16 protein-coding genes and 1 tRNA gene are annotated in these 15001 nt (G+C 44.2%); 15 read left to right on the top strand and 2 right to left on the bottom strand.

The features are described 5' to 3' along the window. Positions 1-104: 104 nt before the first annotated feature. The 8 genes from D3H55_RS00885 (at position 105) to D3H55_RS00855 (ending at position 6731) form a co-directional block, all read left to right on the top strand. A complete protein-coding gene (locus tag D3H55_RS00885; protein ID WP_119544939.1) occupies positions 105-1169 on the top strand; it encodes a phosphatidylglycerol lysyltransferase domain-containing protein in 1065 nt (354 codons plus the stop codon). 12 nt (positions 1170-1181) lie between these two features. Next, the gene (locus tag D3H55_RS00880) at positions 1182-1493 is read left to right on the top strand and encodes an MGMT family protein (protein WP_119544937.1); all 312 of its coding nucleotides are present in this window, start codon (positions 1182-1184) and stop codon (positions 1491-1493) included. 98 nt (positions 1494-1591) lie between these two features. Beyond that, positions 1592-1948 carry a hypothetical protein gene (locus D3H55_RS00875; RefSeq protein ID WP_119544935.1) on the top strand — a complete coding sequence of 119 codons (357 nt, stop codon included), beginning with the start codon at positions 1592-1594 and terminating at the stop codon, positions 1946-1948. An 18-nt stretch (positions 1949-1966) separates the two neighbouring features. Further along, a complete protein-coding gene (locus D3H55_RS00870) occupies positions 1967-2275 on the top strand; it encodes a DUF3784 domain-containing protein (protein ID WP_119544934.1) in 309 nt (102 codons plus the stop codon). A 138-nt stretch (positions 2276-2413) separates the two neighbouring features. Next, on the top strand, positions 2414-2557 hold the full coding sequence (locus tag D3H55_RS23955; RefSeq protein WP_168412916.1) for a hypothetical protein: 144 nt from the start codon (positions 2414-2416) through the stop codon (positions 2555-2557). Positions 2558-3145: 588 nt separating this feature from the next. Further along, the gene (locus D3H55_RS00865) at positions 3146-3529 is read left to right on the top strand and encodes a MerR family transcriptional regulator (protein ID WP_119544933.1); all 384 of its coding nucleotides are present in this window, start codon (positions 3146-3148) and stop codon (positions 3527-3529) included. Further along, complete coding sequence (locus D3H55_RS00860) at positions 3529-5052, top strand: class I adenylate-forming enzyme family protein (protein WP_119544932.1); 1524 nt, start codon at positions 3529-3531, stop codon at positions 5050-5052. Before D3H55_RS00865 ends, D3H55_RS00860 begins: the two co-directional genes overlap by 1 nt. Next, on the top strand, positions 5049-6731 hold the full coding sequence (locus D3H55_RS00855) for an acyl-CoA dehydrogenase family protein (protein ID WP_119544931.1): 1683 nt from the start codon (positions 5049-5051) through the stop codon (positions 6729-6731). Before D3H55_RS00860 ends, D3H55_RS00855 begins: the two co-directional genes overlap by 4 nt. Before the next feature lie 39 nt (positions 6732-6770). On the opposite strand, the gene D3H55_RS00850 is transcribed toward D3H55_RS00855, so the two are convergent. After that, positions 6771-7973: an MFS transporter gene (locus tag D3H55_RS00850; protein ID WP_119544929.1), complete on the bottom strand. Its 1203-nt coding sequence runs from the start codon at positions 7971-7973 to the stop codon at positions 6771-6773. A 320-nt stretch (positions 7974-8293) separates the two neighbouring features. Here D3H55_RS00850 and D3H55_RS23950 point away from each other — a divergent pair, with 320 nt between their 5' ends. Then, positions 8294-8437: a hypothetical protein gene (locus D3H55_RS23950; protein ID WP_168412915.1), complete on the top strand. Its 144-nt coding sequence runs from the start codon at positions 8294-8296 to the stop codon at positions 8435-8437. Positions 8438-8490: 53 nt separating this feature from the next. Further along, the gene (locus D3H55_RS23945) at positions 8491-8667 is read left to right on the top strand and encodes a hypothetical protein (RefSeq protein WP_168412914.1); all 177 of its coding nucleotides are present in this window, start codon (positions 8491-8493) and stop codon (positions 8665-8667) included. Positions 8668-9468: 801 nt separating this feature from the next. On the opposite strand, the gene D3H55_RS00840 is transcribed toward D3H55_RS23945, so the two are convergent. Beyond that, positions 9469-9542 (bottom strand) — tRNA-Arg (locus D3H55_RS00840). A 157-nt stretch (positions 9543-9699) separates the two neighbouring features. Between D3H55_RS00840 and D3H55_RS00835 the strand changes: the two genes are divergently transcribed. The 5 genes from D3H55_RS00835 to D3H55_RS00815 all read left to right on the top strand — a co-directional run bounded on the left by D3H55_RS00835 (position 9700) and on the right by D3H55_RS00815 (position 14995). Further along, positions 9700-10707, top strand: a complete 1008-nt coding sequence (locus D3H55_RS00835) for a permease (protein ID WP_119544925.1) — start codon at positions 9700-9702, stop codon at positions 10705-10707. Between the two features lie 11 nt (positions 10708-10718). After that, entirely contained in the window at positions 10719-11618 is a 900-nt protein-coding gene (locus D3H55_RS00830; protein WP_119544923.1) for a TIGR03943 family putative permease subunit, read from the top strand. A 319-nt stretch (positions 11619-11937) separates the two neighbouring features. After that, entirely contained in the window at positions 11938-12276 is a 339-nt protein-coding gene (locus tag D3H55_RS00825) for a metal-sensitive transcriptional regulator (protein ID WP_119544921.1), read from the top strand. A gap of 13 nt (positions 12277-12289) precedes the next feature. Beyond that, the gene (copZ, locus tag D3H55_RS00820) at positions 12290-12496 is read left to right on the top strand and encodes a copper chaperone CopZ (protein WP_119544919.1); all 207 of its coding nucleotides are present in this window, start codon (positions 12290-12292) and stop codon (positions 12494-12496) included. A gap of 75 nt (positions 12497-12571) precedes the next feature. Then, on the top strand, positions 12572-14995 hold the full coding sequence (locus D3H55_RS00815) for a heavy metal translocating P-type ATPase (protein WP_119544918.1): 2424 nt from the start codon (positions 12572-12574) through the stop codon (positions 14993-14995). Positions 14996-15001 lie beyond the last annotated feature (6 nt).

Genomic DNA, 15001 nt, shown 5'->3' with positions numbered 1-15001 from the left:
ACGCAAGTCCTTTTTATTGAGTTTAAGATTTTATGTAAAAATCTCTCTTATGAGGGTCTTCTGTATGATATAGTAATGAGGTAATTCTATCAGGAGGCAATTTCATGCTGGAAAATCATCAAATTGATACCTTGAAACAGCTGTCTTTAGACGGCACTGCATCTCCCGTATGTCCTTTGGAGGGACACTTTGAACAAATGATTCCGATTCTGCAGGTACGGGGAGGCGGTCATTTGACTCATTTGACTTTTTTAAAAGATAAGGAGATTTTCTGGACTAAGGACCTAACGGTTTTTATTGTTTATCGACGTTTTGCAAATAAATTGATTGTACTGGGAGACCCGGTCGGAATTGAAGAAAATATCAAGGGTTCAATTAAGGAATTCTGTGAGTATAGCAGGGAAAAAGGATTGAAACCTGTTTTCTATCAAATCAGCTCCAAGTATATGCCCTATTATCATGACTCTGGTTGCAGGTTCATAAAGCTGGGTGAGGAAGGCCGGGTAGACCTCGGAAGATTTACACTGGAAGGGAAGCAGAACGCAAAGCTGCGGACGAGCATGAATAAATTCAATCGGGAGGGCTTCTATTTTGAGGTCATCAAGCCTCCGTTCAGCCAGCAGCTGTTAAGTGAGATTAACCTGGTTTCGAAATCATGGCTTGGAAACCAGAAGGAAAAAGAGTTCTCGGTTGCTTCTTTCAGGGAAGATTATGTAAGCAGGTTTCCAATTGCCGTACTGAGGGACTCTGAAGGACAGATGATTGCCTTTTCTACACTGGCCACTAACTTTAAGGATACTCTTAGTATCGATCTAATGAGGAAGGTTTCGGAAAGCCCCAATGGAACCATGGATGTCCTGTTTATTTATATCTTCAACTGGGCAAAGGCTCAAGGCTATGAAATCTGCAGTCTGGGGATGTCGCCGCTTTCCAATGTCGGAAACTGCAGCCATGCCTTTACCAGCGAAAAGATCATCGGGCTTGCCTACCAATATGGAAATTCCCTTTATAACTTCAGGGGATTGAAGGAGTTCAAGGACAAATTTTCAACCACCTGGGAGCCAAAATATCTGGCTTACAAGAAGACCCTTCTTCCGATTGCCTTCATGCAGGTGATGTTGCTGATAAATGGTAAACCGCGTTTGAATAAGTTTCCCGAAAAATTGTAAGGAGTTCTTTCCATGACACCTTTTACCAAAGAAGTTGTAGAAATTATTAAACGCATCCCCCGGGGACGGGTCATGACTTATGGACAGATTGCCGGATTGGCCGGAAGTCCTCGTGCTGCCCGCCAGGTAGTCAGGATCCTCCATTCCATGAGCTGGAAGCACAATCTGCCCTGGCACAGGGTAATCAATGCAAAGGGACAGATCGCTCTTCAAGACGAGGAAGCTTTTGAAGAGCAGCGGTTGAACCTGGAGATTGAAGGAGTCGAAGTCGGCCTTCATGGCGGTATCAACCTTCAAAAATACCGGTGGCAGCCGGAGAATTAAGGCACTCTCTTAGGGTTTAAGAGAGTTTTTTTTGTGTTTATATTTGGATATATATGTTTAAATAAATCAAAAACTTGATTAAGAATTGAGGAGCAGGGATGGATATTGCTTTGGGGATAGGTATAGTTTTAGTCCTTGTTTTTGGTGCAGCTTCAGCGAGAAAAGAGTATAGCAAATTAACAGCTGAGGAAAAAGAAAAGTTCAAAGGGGAACTGCGGAATCCTCTTGGTCTTCTTTTCGCCATTCTCATGCCAATGGGTTCACTTCTTGTTTTTATTTCCATCCCTTTTCAGTCTGTCATACTAAAAATGATTGCATTCGGGTTGATCGGCACGGGGCTGATCATTGAGGGGGCAGAACTTTCCAAGCACACTTCGAAGGGTATGCTGATGGTGGTCATCGGTGCATCCACCGTCCTCATCACAGGTTTCTTTGCAACAAAATCATTTTGGTAGAACAGGAGGGTGATAACGATGATTGTAACCTTGATCCTCTTCCTGGCATTCATTACCCTCGGGATATTCCTTATGAACGGAAAAGGGGCTTCCCTGATAGCAGGTTACAATACTTTGCCGAAAGAGGAGAAAGAAAAGTATGATGAGCCGGCATTATGCCGATTCATGGGGAAAATGATATTTGTATTATCGTTGTGCATGCTATTATGGCCAGCCAGCGAACTGCTTGAAATCCAGTGGCTTTTTGGTCTGGGACTCGGCCTGTTTATTGGCATCGTCCTATTTATGGTGGTATATATGAATACAGGCAATCGGTTTAAAAAATAGATCAATGAATGGAGAGGTGCGGTCCTGCCGGGATACGTTCCTTTTTTTGTGGACGTATCAATGATTTTCGAATTGACACTGAAAAAGATATAATGGACTTAAGTACTTTTTGAAAGGAAGATGTTTATGGAAGGCTTTATGAATTTGATCTTCGGTTACATCATTCTGGCCATTCCTGCTTTGATCATTGTGCTGTTATTCCGCCGTAAATCAAAGAAGGATCTCGAAAATTTTGATGAAAGCAAATATCATGTCCTTGATCATGATGAGGAGAAGCGGTAAAGCTGCCATTTTCGGTAAGCTCCTATCAATTTTCATACTGATGCAAAAACCACCAGCAGATGACAGGTTGCTGGTGGTTTTTTTATTTTTCGAAATCACTTAAAGGCCTTAACTTTGGAACTTAGAATGTAAGCTGCAGTCCGCCTCCATCAACTTCCTCATTGGTCCTAAGCCGCTCCATCAACAAGGTTAAAGGACACGAAACTTCCCGCCGGCCTGTCTAATGCCTGTCGGGGCTGAACAAGGTGCTTCCGCTTTTGTTCATCCAGCTCCAGCCCCTAGCCCCACGGGGTCATAAGCCAATCCGTCAAGAAGGTGAAAGAGCCACCTTCCCGCCGGCCTGTCTTATGCCTGTCGGGGCTGAACAAGGTGCTTCCGCTTTTGTTCATCCAGCTCCAGCCCCTAGCCCCTCGGGGTCATAAGCTAATCCGTCAAGAAGGTGAAAGAGCCACCTTCCCGCCGGCCTGTCTTATGCCTGTCGGGGCTGAACAAGGTGCTTCCGCTTTTGTTCTAAAAAATCATTGAAGTTTACGTTAACGTCAATGGTAAAATATAATTGTTGGAAAATTCAGATTCGAGAGGGGCAAAATGAATTACTCAATATCACAACTGGCGGATGAATTTAATATAACGACCAGAACCATCAGGTACTATGAAGAACTTCAGCTAATTTCGCCCAGGCGGAATGAGAATGGCAGAAGGAGGTATTCGAGAAAAGAATATGCCCGTCTTAAGCTCATCGTCCGGGGGAAAAACTTTGGCTTCTCATTGGAGGAAATCAAAGAAATGATCCATCTTTTTGACCGGGATCGAAGCGGAAAAGCTCAATTGGAGAGGACCATAGAATATGGCAATCAAAAAATCGAGGAGGTGAGCGGCCGGATCAATGAGCTTGAGACGATGAAACATGATTTGGAGAAGCTGCGAGATGATTTTGTGACCAGACTTGAACAATTGGGGAGAGATGAATGATGAATATTTCTACTTTGCTGGAGAGAAATGCCCGTAAATATCCTTATCAAGAAGCCGTCATCTCAGGGGAACAGCGTATGAATTATTGGGAACTGGATCATCAGGTGAACAAGTTTGCCTCTGCTTTAAAACAGCAGGGTATTGACGCAGGAGACAAAGTGGTTCTTTATATGCCGAATACAATGGAATTCGTCATCACCTATTTTTCTGTAATGCGTCTGGGAGGCATCATTGTACCTATAAATGCCAAATTGGCAGGAGAAGAAGTGCAGTATATCCTGGAGCACAGTGATGCCAAAGCTCTTGTTGTCCATGAGATGCTGTTTGCTTCTGTGTCTCACATTCAGAATGAAGATCTCTTTTTAATCAAGACAGGCAGTGCTCTGGAATCATGGAAAAGCTTCCAGCAGCTGCTTGAAAGCGGCAAGGAGATTCCGATTGCCTGCAACCTCGTGGAAGATGACGAAGCTGCTATTCTCTATACCTCCGGAACAACCGGTAAGCCTAAAGGTGTTCTGTTTACATACAGGAATATCTTAAGCGCCGCCATCATGATGTGTGTTGAGATGGAGATGAAACCGGAGAGCCGGATACTCCATATGATGCCTTTGAGCCATTCAGCTCCCCTTCATTTATTCCTTGCTGCCGGTATCTATGTGGGGGCGGTCCATGTCCTCTCGCCGGCATTCACACCAGAAGCTCTTTTATCATTGGTGGACAAAGAAAGAATCACTCATTTCTTTGGAGCGCCTGTAGCCTATTTGTTTACTGCAAAGATGCCAAATATTGAAGCTTTCAATCTATCATCTATGAAATTCTGGGTGTATGGGGGGGCACCGCTCTCCAAGCAGGAAGTTCAGTTTATACAGAAAAAGTTCAAAACAGAAAGCTTATGCTGTGTATATGGACTGACAGAGGCGGGGCCAACCGGGACACTCCTGCTTCCGCAAGAACATGAAAAACATACCGGCAGTATTGGAAGAAGGGGTGCCCTGGGAACGGAATTTAAGATTGCGGATGATGAGGGGGCAGAGGTGCCGCAGGGAGAAGTCGGGGAAATTTTTCTCTATGGTGACGGCAACATGAAAGGCTATTATAAGGATCCGGAAAGAACTAAGGAAGCCTTCCATAACGGGTGGCTGAAAACCGGGGATCTGGCCAAAAAGGATGAAGAAGGATATATCTGGATTGTCGACAGGAAGAAGGACCTCATCATTTCCGGAGGTGTCAATATCTATCCAAAAGAGGTGGAAGAAGCGCTGGTTACTCATCCTGCCATCACCGAGGCAGCCGTCATAGGCGTGCCTCATCCGGAATGGGGAGAAACAGTGAAAGCTTTCATCGTCTCAACAGAAGAGTTTCAAGATGTAAAGAAATCCTGTCAGACCTATTTGACCGGCAAACTTGCAGGCTATAAAATTCCCAAGCTGTATGAACAGGTAAAGGAACTTCCGCGGAATGCCACCGGCAAGATCCTCAAGCAGGTGTTAAAAGATGAACACAAAAGTGAGGTTATAAAATGAAAAAAATCGAAAACTTTTACCTGGAGGACCCTCATTTTATCAACCTGATCAATAGTTTGCTCGCTGACGATATGAGAGAGTGGGCCGATAGGGAACTGGGGGAGTTCGGCAGGATGTGCGCAGGGGAGATTGATGAACGGGCTGTCCACACAGACCGTGAAGGCCAGCCGCGCCTGATTAAATATGACCGCTTCGGTGAGGATATCTCAGAAATCTGGGTGAACGAAGGGTATAAACAAACGGTCAAGGAAACCTATAACAAGGGGATTGTCGGCTATATCCATAAACAGATTCCGGAACTCGGGCGAAAAGGGAACTATCTCTATTCCTATGCCCAGGGATATTTACTGTCGCAGTCAGAACCTGGCTTCTACTGTCCCGTTACCCTCACTATGGCAGCCGCTTATTTGTTGGAACACTATGCAAGTGATGAAATCAGGGAGCGTTTCCTGCCGCATGTCTTATCAACAGGGGAAACGGAATTGTATGAAGGAGCCACGTTTCTGACGGAGCGGCAGGGGGGATCGGATGTCGGTGCCAATGATACCAAAGCTGTCCTGACAGGGGACAGTTACAAGCTTTTCGGTGAAAAGTACTTTGCGTCCAACTCGGGAATGTGCGGAGTGGCAATGGTACTCGCAAGGATGGAAGGGGCCAAGCCGGGTACAAAGGGATTGAGTCTGTTTGCGGTTCCTTGGAGAAAGGAAGACGGCAAACTGAATGGCATCAAAATCAGAAGATTGAAAGACAAACTTGGTGTCCGTGCTGTTCCTTCCGCTGAAGTCGAATTTGAAGGAGCGGAGGCATTCCTTGTCGGGGAACCTTCCAAAGAGATCCACTATATGATGGAAGCCCTCAACCTGTCGAGGGTCTGTAATGCTGTCGCATCCATCGGCATCATGAGGCGTGCTTATATGGAAGCGCGAAATTATGCTTTTCACCGGGAGGCTTTCGGTAGAAAGCTTGCCGAGTATCCAATGGTGAAAGAGACATTGACACATCTGGCGGTCAAGCAGGAAATTGAAACGAGTGCAGTCTTTTCACTGATAGAGTTGTTCGATAAAGTGATGTCCCGCGAGCAGCCTGTTTCCGAAAAAGAGATGGTAATGAACCGTCTTCTGATTGCGTTATTAAAAAAAGAAACTGCGGAACAATCCATTCACTTTGCCCATGAGGCAATTGAATTGCACGGCGGGAATGGATTCATTGAAGATTTTGTGCTGCCAAGACTATTGAGGGATGCACAAGTGCTGACGGTTTGGGAAGGAACGGCCAATATTCTTGGCTTGGAAATCCTGCGGTTAATGAACCGGCATCAAGCACACAAGCTCTTTATTGCGGAGATGAAAGACAGGCTGATGGGAGTTCCGGTTTCATTAAGCGCTTTGAAAGATCCTGTTCTGCAGGGGTTGGAAGAGGTTGAAGGACTAACTGATTATGTGGCTGTCTCATCTGAAGATGTTCAGACATTCCATGCAAAGAAAGTCGGCGCCCTCATGACGTCCATCTATGAAAGCTGGATCTGTTTAGACGAAGCAGCAAGAGGCGGAGAAAGGGAACGTGCCAAAGCAGAGGTTTTCATTGAAAAAACATGGAGTGAACAAATTCTCGACAGAGAGATGAAATCCGTTTCTTACTTTAATATTATCTGCAACCCGCGATTGTACCCTGTAAAATAACCAAAACCCACACCGGACGCCCGGTGTGGGTTTTGGTTTTCAGCCTGTTTTTTCAGCAAGGACGGTTTCTTTCAACTGGCGGTACTTAACATAGAAAAGTGCAGTTGCCGAAAGGGAAATGATGCCGAACATAAGCGTCATGTGCTGCAGCCCCATAAGATCCAGGAACAAACCGGTCATCAGCAGGACCACTTGAAAGATCAACCTGTCCATCATATTCCGGAACGAAAAGAACCTGCCATGAAACTCCTTTGGAATACGCGTCTGGAATATTGTAGCGGCAGTCGGGAAAAAGCAGCCGACTGCGAAGCCGAACACAGCAAACGCACACACAGCCAAGATGGCTTGATCAGCAAAGAACAGCATCATCTGAGCAACTCCCATAACGAATGAGAAGAGGAACAGGATGACATATGGTGACCGTTTGCCGCTGATCTGTTTAACAAAGAAAGCTCCAAGCATAAAGGATATCCCTTCAGATGTGTAGATCCAGCCCTTGATGGCTGAACTGTCCTGCAGTTCACTGATGTTGATGACCAGCAGGTTGAACCCGCCAAGGAATAATAAAGGAATCAGTGTCATGATCAGGGTCATCATTACAATTGGAAGACCTTTGATAATCGGAAAGACTTCCTTGAATCCTCCCGATTGTGCTTTGCCTTTGAGAATGACGCCTTGGTCGGGCTCCTCTAATTGCAAAAAGAAGGTAAGGAAAAACAGGACTAAGTAGGCAGCCAAAGAAAGGAAGTACAGCATGGATAAAGAAATGACAACCAAAAGAACCCCGGCCAAAGCCGTCCCTAGTATCCTCGATAATGTAGCCACATTCATATGGACTCCATTTAACTGAAGCAACTCCTTTTCTTGGACCACCATTGGAATGGCAGCCTGCAAAGCAGGAAAGTAGAAGGCTGCGGATATCTGGATGCAGATCATGAAGACCACCATCCACAAAACGGAACCGGTGTGAATGGCTGCAAACATAAACAGTACACTGACAGCACGGCCGAAGCCGGAAATCAGCATCACTTTCTTTTTATCAACCTGGTCCGTCACCCTGCCGGCCAGCGGTCCCAACAGCAAACCGGCCAGCAGTCCAACCGCCAGTATCAATGACTTTAAAAAGTCAGATGGGACCTTTTCCTGCATGAACTCAAGATTTCCAATGATCCCGAGCCACAATCCAAGCCCGGCAACAAACTCACCAATCAAAATGATCCAGACATTTTTATTTTTCCACATAAGAACCCTCACATGTTAGTTGTATATTTCGCTTCTCTAAATATACTACAGACCCCACCGTTCAGGTATCTTTTTTTTAGATTCTATTCGTAAACATTGTTGCTTCATTACTATTAATATTAAGTAATTATTACCTAGTAATTTACCTTGAAAACCACGTAAGCAGGAAAGGAAAGAGCTGCTCTTCTTTTTTGGGAGTAATTTCTCAAGCAGCAATTAACGCAATAAATTCCGTTTTAGATAGTCAATTGGCACCTTAGCGAACGAAAAGAAGGAATACTCTGAAAAATGTCGAATTGTCATAATATGGAGGTGGTGGAATGGAGCAGGTTACCAAGAAAATGATTTGCTCTAAATGCAGGAAAGAGATTAAGGATGAAATAGAATTCCGGGACAACGGTGGCGTCTGTGACGACTGCTACAGTATCCCTGTCATGAAAAGAATCGGCCGGATCAGAAGATAAGAGACTAACGGCACGGAAGGAAACTAAGTTTATATGGATAGTATAATTGATTTATGAGTGTGGAATTCCTTGATCAGCCAAAGGGATTTCACACTTTTTCTATATATCATAGAAAGGAGCAAGCTAAGAAGCATCTAATACAAAAAGACAAGAAGAGAATACTTCTGAAAATGATTCTGGAGAAGAAATTGCGGAAGAAAGAATTTAAAAGCAGCGGGGGATATGATTAAACACCTATATGCCGCAGGTGGTAATAAGGATGGTTTAAATCCAGGAAAAATCACCCATATTTCTAAGAGCTAATCGAAATACAACGAGCCAGGCTCTTGATAATAATTTGTAGAGAACACAAAAGCCCCCTCATTTTAAAGGGGTTAACAAATATTTTTGTGGAAAGTTTGTATTTTTTTGTAAAGGATATTATATTAGAAAACAGGTTAAAGGAGAGGTGTAAATGCTGTTCCCAACTGTTTCTAGTGAAGTATTCAATAAAATCCATGCCATAAGAGATAAAGAATCTACTGAATGTGGTTATAAGTATAGTCACTTTTATGAATCTAAAAAAAGGATGCTGAAGGATATTCGATTTAGAGAGATTAATGAAATTACATGCCCAAAGTGTAAAGATACAGTGAGATACTTGAACTAATAATGAGCTTTCTGTAAAAAAGCTCTCATTTCTCTGGTAATGGGGGCTTTGTCTCGTCATATCCACCTGTAATTAATCAGAAACCCTCTAAAGGTATTCGCTTTTATGTATCACTCTGTTATACTCAAATCCCGTTAGGGCCTTTCTATCCACTCCTATTCTTCAGCATGCTCTTGCTGATTCAAATTCCTCTTAAAACAAAGCAACCTCCTATCATACCCAATTGTATTTTTTGCAGATTTACTCCTGTATATAAAAAATACACTTTCGAACCCACTCCGACCCCAAATGTAGAAAGTACGTAATTAATCCATTTAAAGATAATAAAAAAAGGAGCGGAAAATCCTTAATATATCAAGGGTTTCCCGCTCCTTTTTATTAACGTCCCAGGCAAGATTTGAACTTGCGACCTACAGCTTAGGAGGCTGTTGCTCTATCCAGCTGAGCTACTGGGACACAGAATATTATTATAAAGGTAAATGGTGATAACGTCAATCGTTTACCTTTGAAATTTACCGATCAAATTGCAGGGATTTAAAATAATCATAGATTTCAGGGACGAGCATAGTATATAATATAAACCGAAATGATTACGATTATAGGAGGGTTAATCATGAACATAATGCGGGCCTGGAGCCAGGACCTTGTCGGGGTCTTGCTGTTTATCCTGTTTATCGGCCTGTTTCTGGCTGGGGAAAGACTGACACAATTCCTGCCGGATGTGATGCTGAATTCGAGCTTCACAAATATGACCACAATCTTTTTAAGCATCCTGCTTGAGGCAATTCCCTTTATATTAATAGGTGTTTTTGCGTCCGCAATTATACAGGTTTTCGTATCGGAAAATACGCTTCAACGGCTTGTTCCCAAGAGGTACCCATACCTCGCCCTATTGCCTGCTGTTTTTGTAGGCGCCCTTCTGCCGATTTGTGAATGTGCTATTGTTCCCGTGGCAAGGCGCTTGATCAAAAAGGGGCTTCCAGCTCATCTGGCTATTGTCATTATGGTGACCGCGCCGATCCTCAACCCCATTGTCCTGGCTTCTACATACTATGCATTTCAGAATAACCTATCAGTTGTTGCCGGACGTATGGGGGTCGCATTTGTAGCTGCACTGCTCATAGGTGCTGCTCTTTACAAACTGTACGGGAAAAAAGCATCTCTTCGGGAGAGCAGCGGGGAAGAACATCACCATCATGAGTATCACCACGGTTCCAATAAGGTCATGGAAACGATTGTCCATGCAAGTGATGAATTCTTTGATATGGGGAAATTCTTGATCATCGGTGCACTAATTGCGGCTGGCTTTCAAACCTTCCTGGATAGGGAAATCTTAAATGCCGTCGGTTCAAATGAAATTTTTGGACCGGCTGTAATGATGTTCTTTGCATATGCAGTATCCCTATGTTCAGAGGCAGATGCCTTCGTTGCCTCCTCTTTCGGACCCATCTTCACTTCCGGATCTCTTCTTGCATTCCTGGTATATGGACCAATGATCGACTTCAAAAATACCTTGTTGATGCTGGCGTATTTCAAAAAGCGTTTCGTCTTGCTATTTATAGTGATTGTGACGCTTGTTGTTTACTTCTGCACATTGCTGTTCCAAATTCTTTTCGGATAGGAGGCTTATAGTTGCGAACTTTACAATTTCACACATATTTGCGGGGGATCATACTGATTGGTTATGCCCTGCTGCTTCTTAAACTTTTCCTTACCTTTGACATGGCCAATTTTGTGGCAGAGAAAATGCATGGTTATATGTATTTTGCCTTGGGAGTATTTATTTTTCTCGGAGCCATTCAGATAATCAGAGGGACTTCTTCATCAAATAAAGTGCACTCCTGCGGATGTGATGCTCACGAGCTTCCGAGGGGTTTCCTGAAAACTGTCTCTGTTTACAGCTTGTTCATTATTCCGGTGATTTTAGGTTTTATGCTTCCTGATAACCTGCTGGACAGCTCGGTGGCTTCCAAAAGAGGAGTTAATATCGGCAGCGGTATGTATTCCGCACCGCCGTCCACAGGGGAGAAAGTTCCCGCTGCTGATGAAAAGGAGACCTCCAAAGAAGAATCAGCGGTTGAAGCCACACTGGGGAATTATGAAGAATTTCCGCTTGAAGAGGACTTTGATAAGCTGAAAGTACTTGCATCGGAACGAGAAAAAGTTTATGTGCGTGATGAACAATTCATTCAAACACTCAGCCTTATTGATGAAAACCTTGATGCGTTTATCGGAAAGGAAATCCAGCTTAAGGGGTTCATCTATAAAGACGAAAGCTTTGAGGGAGACCAGGCTGTGATTTCGCGTTTTACCGTTACTTGTTGTGTGGCGGATGCCGGGGTGTATGGACTTTTGGCTGAAGATGAACAACTTGGTTCACTTGAGCCGGATACCTGGGTGAATGTGAGCGGAATGGTGGATAAAATCGACTTAAACGGCTATATGATGCCGTTCATCAAGGATCCTGTGTATGAAGTGATAGATGCACCGGAGAATCCTTATGTAGAAGAGTTCTTCATTAAAGTTGAATGATGGAACATCGGCAGAGGGGGTTCTGCCGGTGTTTCTTCATTGCTATGTCAGGAGCTTGCAGGTTTTTTTACTTGAATAAATCGGTTCTGGACAGTTTCTTCAGTCAAGACCAAAAAATTCTCAAATATCAGGGGATTTTTTTCAGGGGAAAAACTGATTCCCCAGCTTGACTGGTAATTGATAGTAAGTGAAGAAGTTGAGGCAAGTACATATATCGTGAGGATAATAATAATGGAGTAATAGTAGAAGATTATATCAATCCAAACACTTTACATACTATAGGGGGGTATAGTAAATTAGAGTTAAGGGAGGTGACGCAATGGTATCGAGTCCGGAAGAATTGGTTGAAATCGATGCAAGTTGCTCATCGAATCATGACAGGAAAAGCCACCATTCAGATAAAGTGAAAAGCAATCTGGTCACAAGGCTGAACCGGATAGAAGGACAAATCCGCGGCATTAAAAGGCTGATTGAAAATGATACGTACTGTGATGATGTCATTACGCAAATATCAGCAACACAGTCGGCGATGAACAGTGTTGCCAAAATCCTGCTTGAAGGTCATATGAAAACGTGTGTACTTGAGCGGATCCAGGAAGGGGATACGGAAGTACTAGATGAAGTACTGGTCACCATCCAAAAACTAATGAAAAAATAAGGAGCTGTTAAGAATGGAAAACGTTACACTCAATGTTATTGGAATGTCTTGCGGACACTGCGTAAAAGCAATTGAAGGAAGTGTCGGTGAATTAAATGGAGTTGAAGCTGTTAAAGTCGATTTGGATTCAGGAAAAGTGGATGTTTCTTATAACACAAATGAAGTGACATTGGACACCATCAAAGAAACAATTGATGAACAGGGATACGACGTACAATAATCTTTGAAACGTGCCAAAGAGGCGCGTTTCTTTAGGGGGAATTTATACCCTATATAGGTATATGGAGGGTTTAAATTGAGTGAAAAAATCAAAGACATCAATTATCAAGTCACAGGGATGACCTGTGCTGCCTGCGCCTCCAGAATTGAAAAAGGATTAAAGAAAGTAGCCGGCGTCAGTGAAGCAAACGTGAATTTTGCACTGGAAAAAGCTTCAGTCAAGTTTGATCCTTCGGTTACCGCCCCTCAAGATTTACAGCGGAAGATAATAGATCTGGGGTATGATGTGGTAACTGAAAAGGCTGAGTTTGATATTACAGGTATGACGTGTGCGGCTTGTGCGAACCGAATTGAGAAAGGCCTCAACAAAACAGAAGGAGTCTCAACCGCTAACGTCAACCTTGCACTTGAAAAAGCCACCGTTGAATATAACCCTTCCCTTGTTACGGCTTCCGATTTAGTAAAGAAGGTAGAGAAGCTTGGTTATGGAGCCAGGGAGACGATTGAAAAAAATCCTGAGGATACAGCTGATTACCGAGAGAAAGAGATTCAGAAGCAGCAAGGGAAGTTCCTTTTTTCTTTAATTCTTTCATTGCCGCTTCTTTGGTCGATGGTCAGCCATTTTGAATTCACCTCATTCATTTATCTGCCGGAAATGCTGATGAATCCCTGGGTGCAGTTTGCTTTGGCAACCCCTGTGCAGTTCGTTGTCGGAAAGCAGTTCTATGTGGGAGCTTATAAAGCATTAAAGAATAAGAGCGCCAACATGGACGTACTGGTGGCGCTGGGTACGTCAGCCGCATACTTCTACAGTTTATTCTTGGCGGTACAATCGATAGGAAGCACCGAAGGCATGACCGATCTTTATTTCGAAACAAGCGCCATTCTAATCACACTCATCATCCTTGGGAAGCTGTTTGAAGCAAGAGCAAAAGGAAGATCTTCAGAAGCGATCAAAAAGCTGATGGGGCTGCAGGCGAAAACAGCCACAGTCCTGCGACACGATGAAGAAGTAGAAATTCCCCTTGAAGAAGTAATGGTTGGGGATATTGTGTACGTAAAGCCTGGCGAAAAGGTGCCGGTCGATGGGGAAGTCTGTGAAGGGCATTCTGCAATTGACGAATCCATGTTGACCGGGGAAAGTGTTCCGGTCGACAAGACGGTCGGAGATGAGGTCATTGGATCTACAATCAATAAAAATGGGTTCCTGAAGATAAAAGCTACAAAAGTTGGCAGGGACACGGCTCTTGCCCAGATAATCAAAGTAGTGGAAGAAGCACAAGGTTCTAAAGCGCCGATTCAAAGGATGGCTGACCGGATATCAGGGATCTTTGTTCCAATTGTGGTCGGGCTGGCTGTCATTACTTTCCTTATATGGTTCATCTGGATCACACCCGGTGATTTTGCAGAAAGCCTGGAAAAACTCATTGCAGTCCTGGTTATCGCCTGCCCATGCGCATTGGGACTGGCGACACCGACCTCCATCATGGCTGGTTCCGGACGTTCCGCTGAAATGGGCATCCTTTTTAAGGGAGGGGAGCATCTTGAAACAACTCATACCATCACCACGGTTGTTCTTGATAAAACGGGTACAGTCACAAATGGAAAACCGGTCTTAACCAATGTGATAACAAATTCCGACCTGAGTGAAACGGAATTCCTGAAGCTGGTTGGCGCTGCTGAGCGTCCTTCAGAACATCCCCTTGCCGTTTCTATTGTAGAGGGCATAAAGGGTAAAGGAATTGATCTTCCGGGAAACGATGAATTTGAAGCAATTCCTGGATTTGGGGTCACGGCGGCTGTCAATGGACGCAGGATCCTCATTGGGACAATAAAATTGATGAATCGTGAAAGCATCGATCTGGAAGAAGCAGTCCTGCAGGATAAGGACGAACTGGAGCGTGAAGGGAAGACAGCGATGCTGGTGGCGGTAGATGGGAAATATGCCGGGTTAATTGCTGTTGCCGATACAATAAAAGAGACTTCCAAAGAGGCCGTCAACAGACTGAAGGAGATGGGACTTGAAGTCATCATGATGACAGGGGATAACCGCCGGACAGCCGAGGCCATAGCAAAAGAAGCAGGCATAGGGAAGGTTATTGCGGAAGTCCTTCCTGAAGGCAAAGCCGACGAAGTCAAAAAGCTGCAGGATCAAGGAAAGAAAACAGCAATGGTGGGTGATGGAATCAACGATGCCCCAGCACTGGCAATTGCCGATATCGGTATGGCAATCGGAACCGGAACCGATGTGGCTATGGAAGCTGCGGATATCACCCTTATCAGAGGTGACTTGAACAGCATTGCCGATGCTATATTCATGAGTAAGAAAACGATCAGGAATATCAAACAAAACCTATTCTGGGCATTTGCCTACAACACTTTGGGCATTCCAATAGCCGCTATCGGACTTCTTGCCCCTTGGCTGGCAGGGGCTGCAATGGCCTTCAGTTCAGTGTCGGTAGTGTTGAATGCACTTAGACTCCAGAGAGTGAAACTGTAGGAGGGG

It is taken from the genome of Bacillus salacetis (assembly GCF_003581585.1).
Taxonomy (GTDB): domain Bacteria; phylum Bacillota; class Bacilli; order Bacillales; family Bacillaceae_B; genus Rossellomorea; species Rossellomorea salacetis.
Note: the sequence above shows the minus strand (reverse complement) of the source record. Positions and strands in the feature narration are given on the sequence as shown.

What these genes read in the sequence shown, in the direction of transcription:
- D3H55_RS00875 (WP_119544935.1), top strand. Translation starts at nt 1,592, where the DNA reads ATGGATATTGCTTTGGGGATAGGTATAGTTTTAGTCCTTGTTTTTGGT.
- D3H55_RS23945 (WP_168412914.1), top strand. Translation starts at nt 8,491, where the DNA reads ATGAGTGTGGAATTCCTTGATCAGCCAAAGGGATTTCACACTTTTTCT.
- D3H55_RS00855 (WP_119544931.1), top strand. Translation starts at nt 5,049, where the DNA reads ATGAAAAAAATCGAAAACTTTTACCTGGAGGACCCTCATTTTATCAAC.
- copZ (WP_119544919.1), top strand. Translation starts at nt 12,290, where the DNA reads ATGGAAAACGTTACACTCAATGTTATTGGAATGTCTTGCGGACACTGC.
- D3H55_RS00835 (WP_119544925.1), top strand. Translation starts at nt 9,700, where the DNA reads ATGAACATAATGCGGGCCTGGAGCCAGGACCTTGTCGGGGTCTTGCTG.
- D3H55_RS00850 (WP_119544929.1), bottom strand. Translation starts at nt 7,973, where the DNA reads ATGTGGAAAAATAAAAATGTCTGGATCATTTTGATTGGTGAGTTTGTT.
- D3H55_RS00825 (WP_119544921.1), top strand. Translation starts at nt 11,938, where the DNA reads ATGGTATCGAGTCCGGAAGAATTGGTTGAAATCGATGCAAGTTGCTCA.
- D3H55_RS00860 (WP_119544932.1), top strand. Translation starts at nt 3,529, where the DNA reads ATGAATATTTCTACTTTGCTGGAGAGAAATGCCCGTAAATATCCTTAT.
- D3H55_RS00870 (WP_119544934.1), top strand. Translation starts at nt 1,967, where the DNA reads ATGATTGTAACCTTGATCCTCTTCCTGGCATTCATTACCCTCGGGATA.
- D3H55_RS23950 (WP_168412915.1), top strand. Translation starts at nt 8,294, where the DNA reads ATGGAGCAGGTTACCAAGAAAATGATTTGCTCTAAATGCAGGAAAGAG.
- D3H55_RS00880 (WP_119544937.1), top strand. Translation starts at nt 1,182, where the DNA reads ATGACACCTTTTACCAAAGAAGTTGTAGAAATTATTAAACGCATCCCC.
- D3H55_RS23955 (WP_168412916.1), top strand. Translation starts at nt 2,414, where the DNA reads ATGAATTTGATCTTCGGTTACATCATTCTGGCCATTCCTGCTTTGATC.
- D3H55_RS00885 (WP_119544939.1), top strand. Translation starts at nt 105, where the DNA reads ATGCTGGAAAATCATCAAATTGATACCTTGAAACAGCTGTCTTTAGAC.
- D3H55_RS00865 (WP_119544933.1), top strand. Translation starts at nt 3,146, where the DNA reads ATGAATTACTCAATATCACAACTGGCGGATGAATTTAATATAACGACC.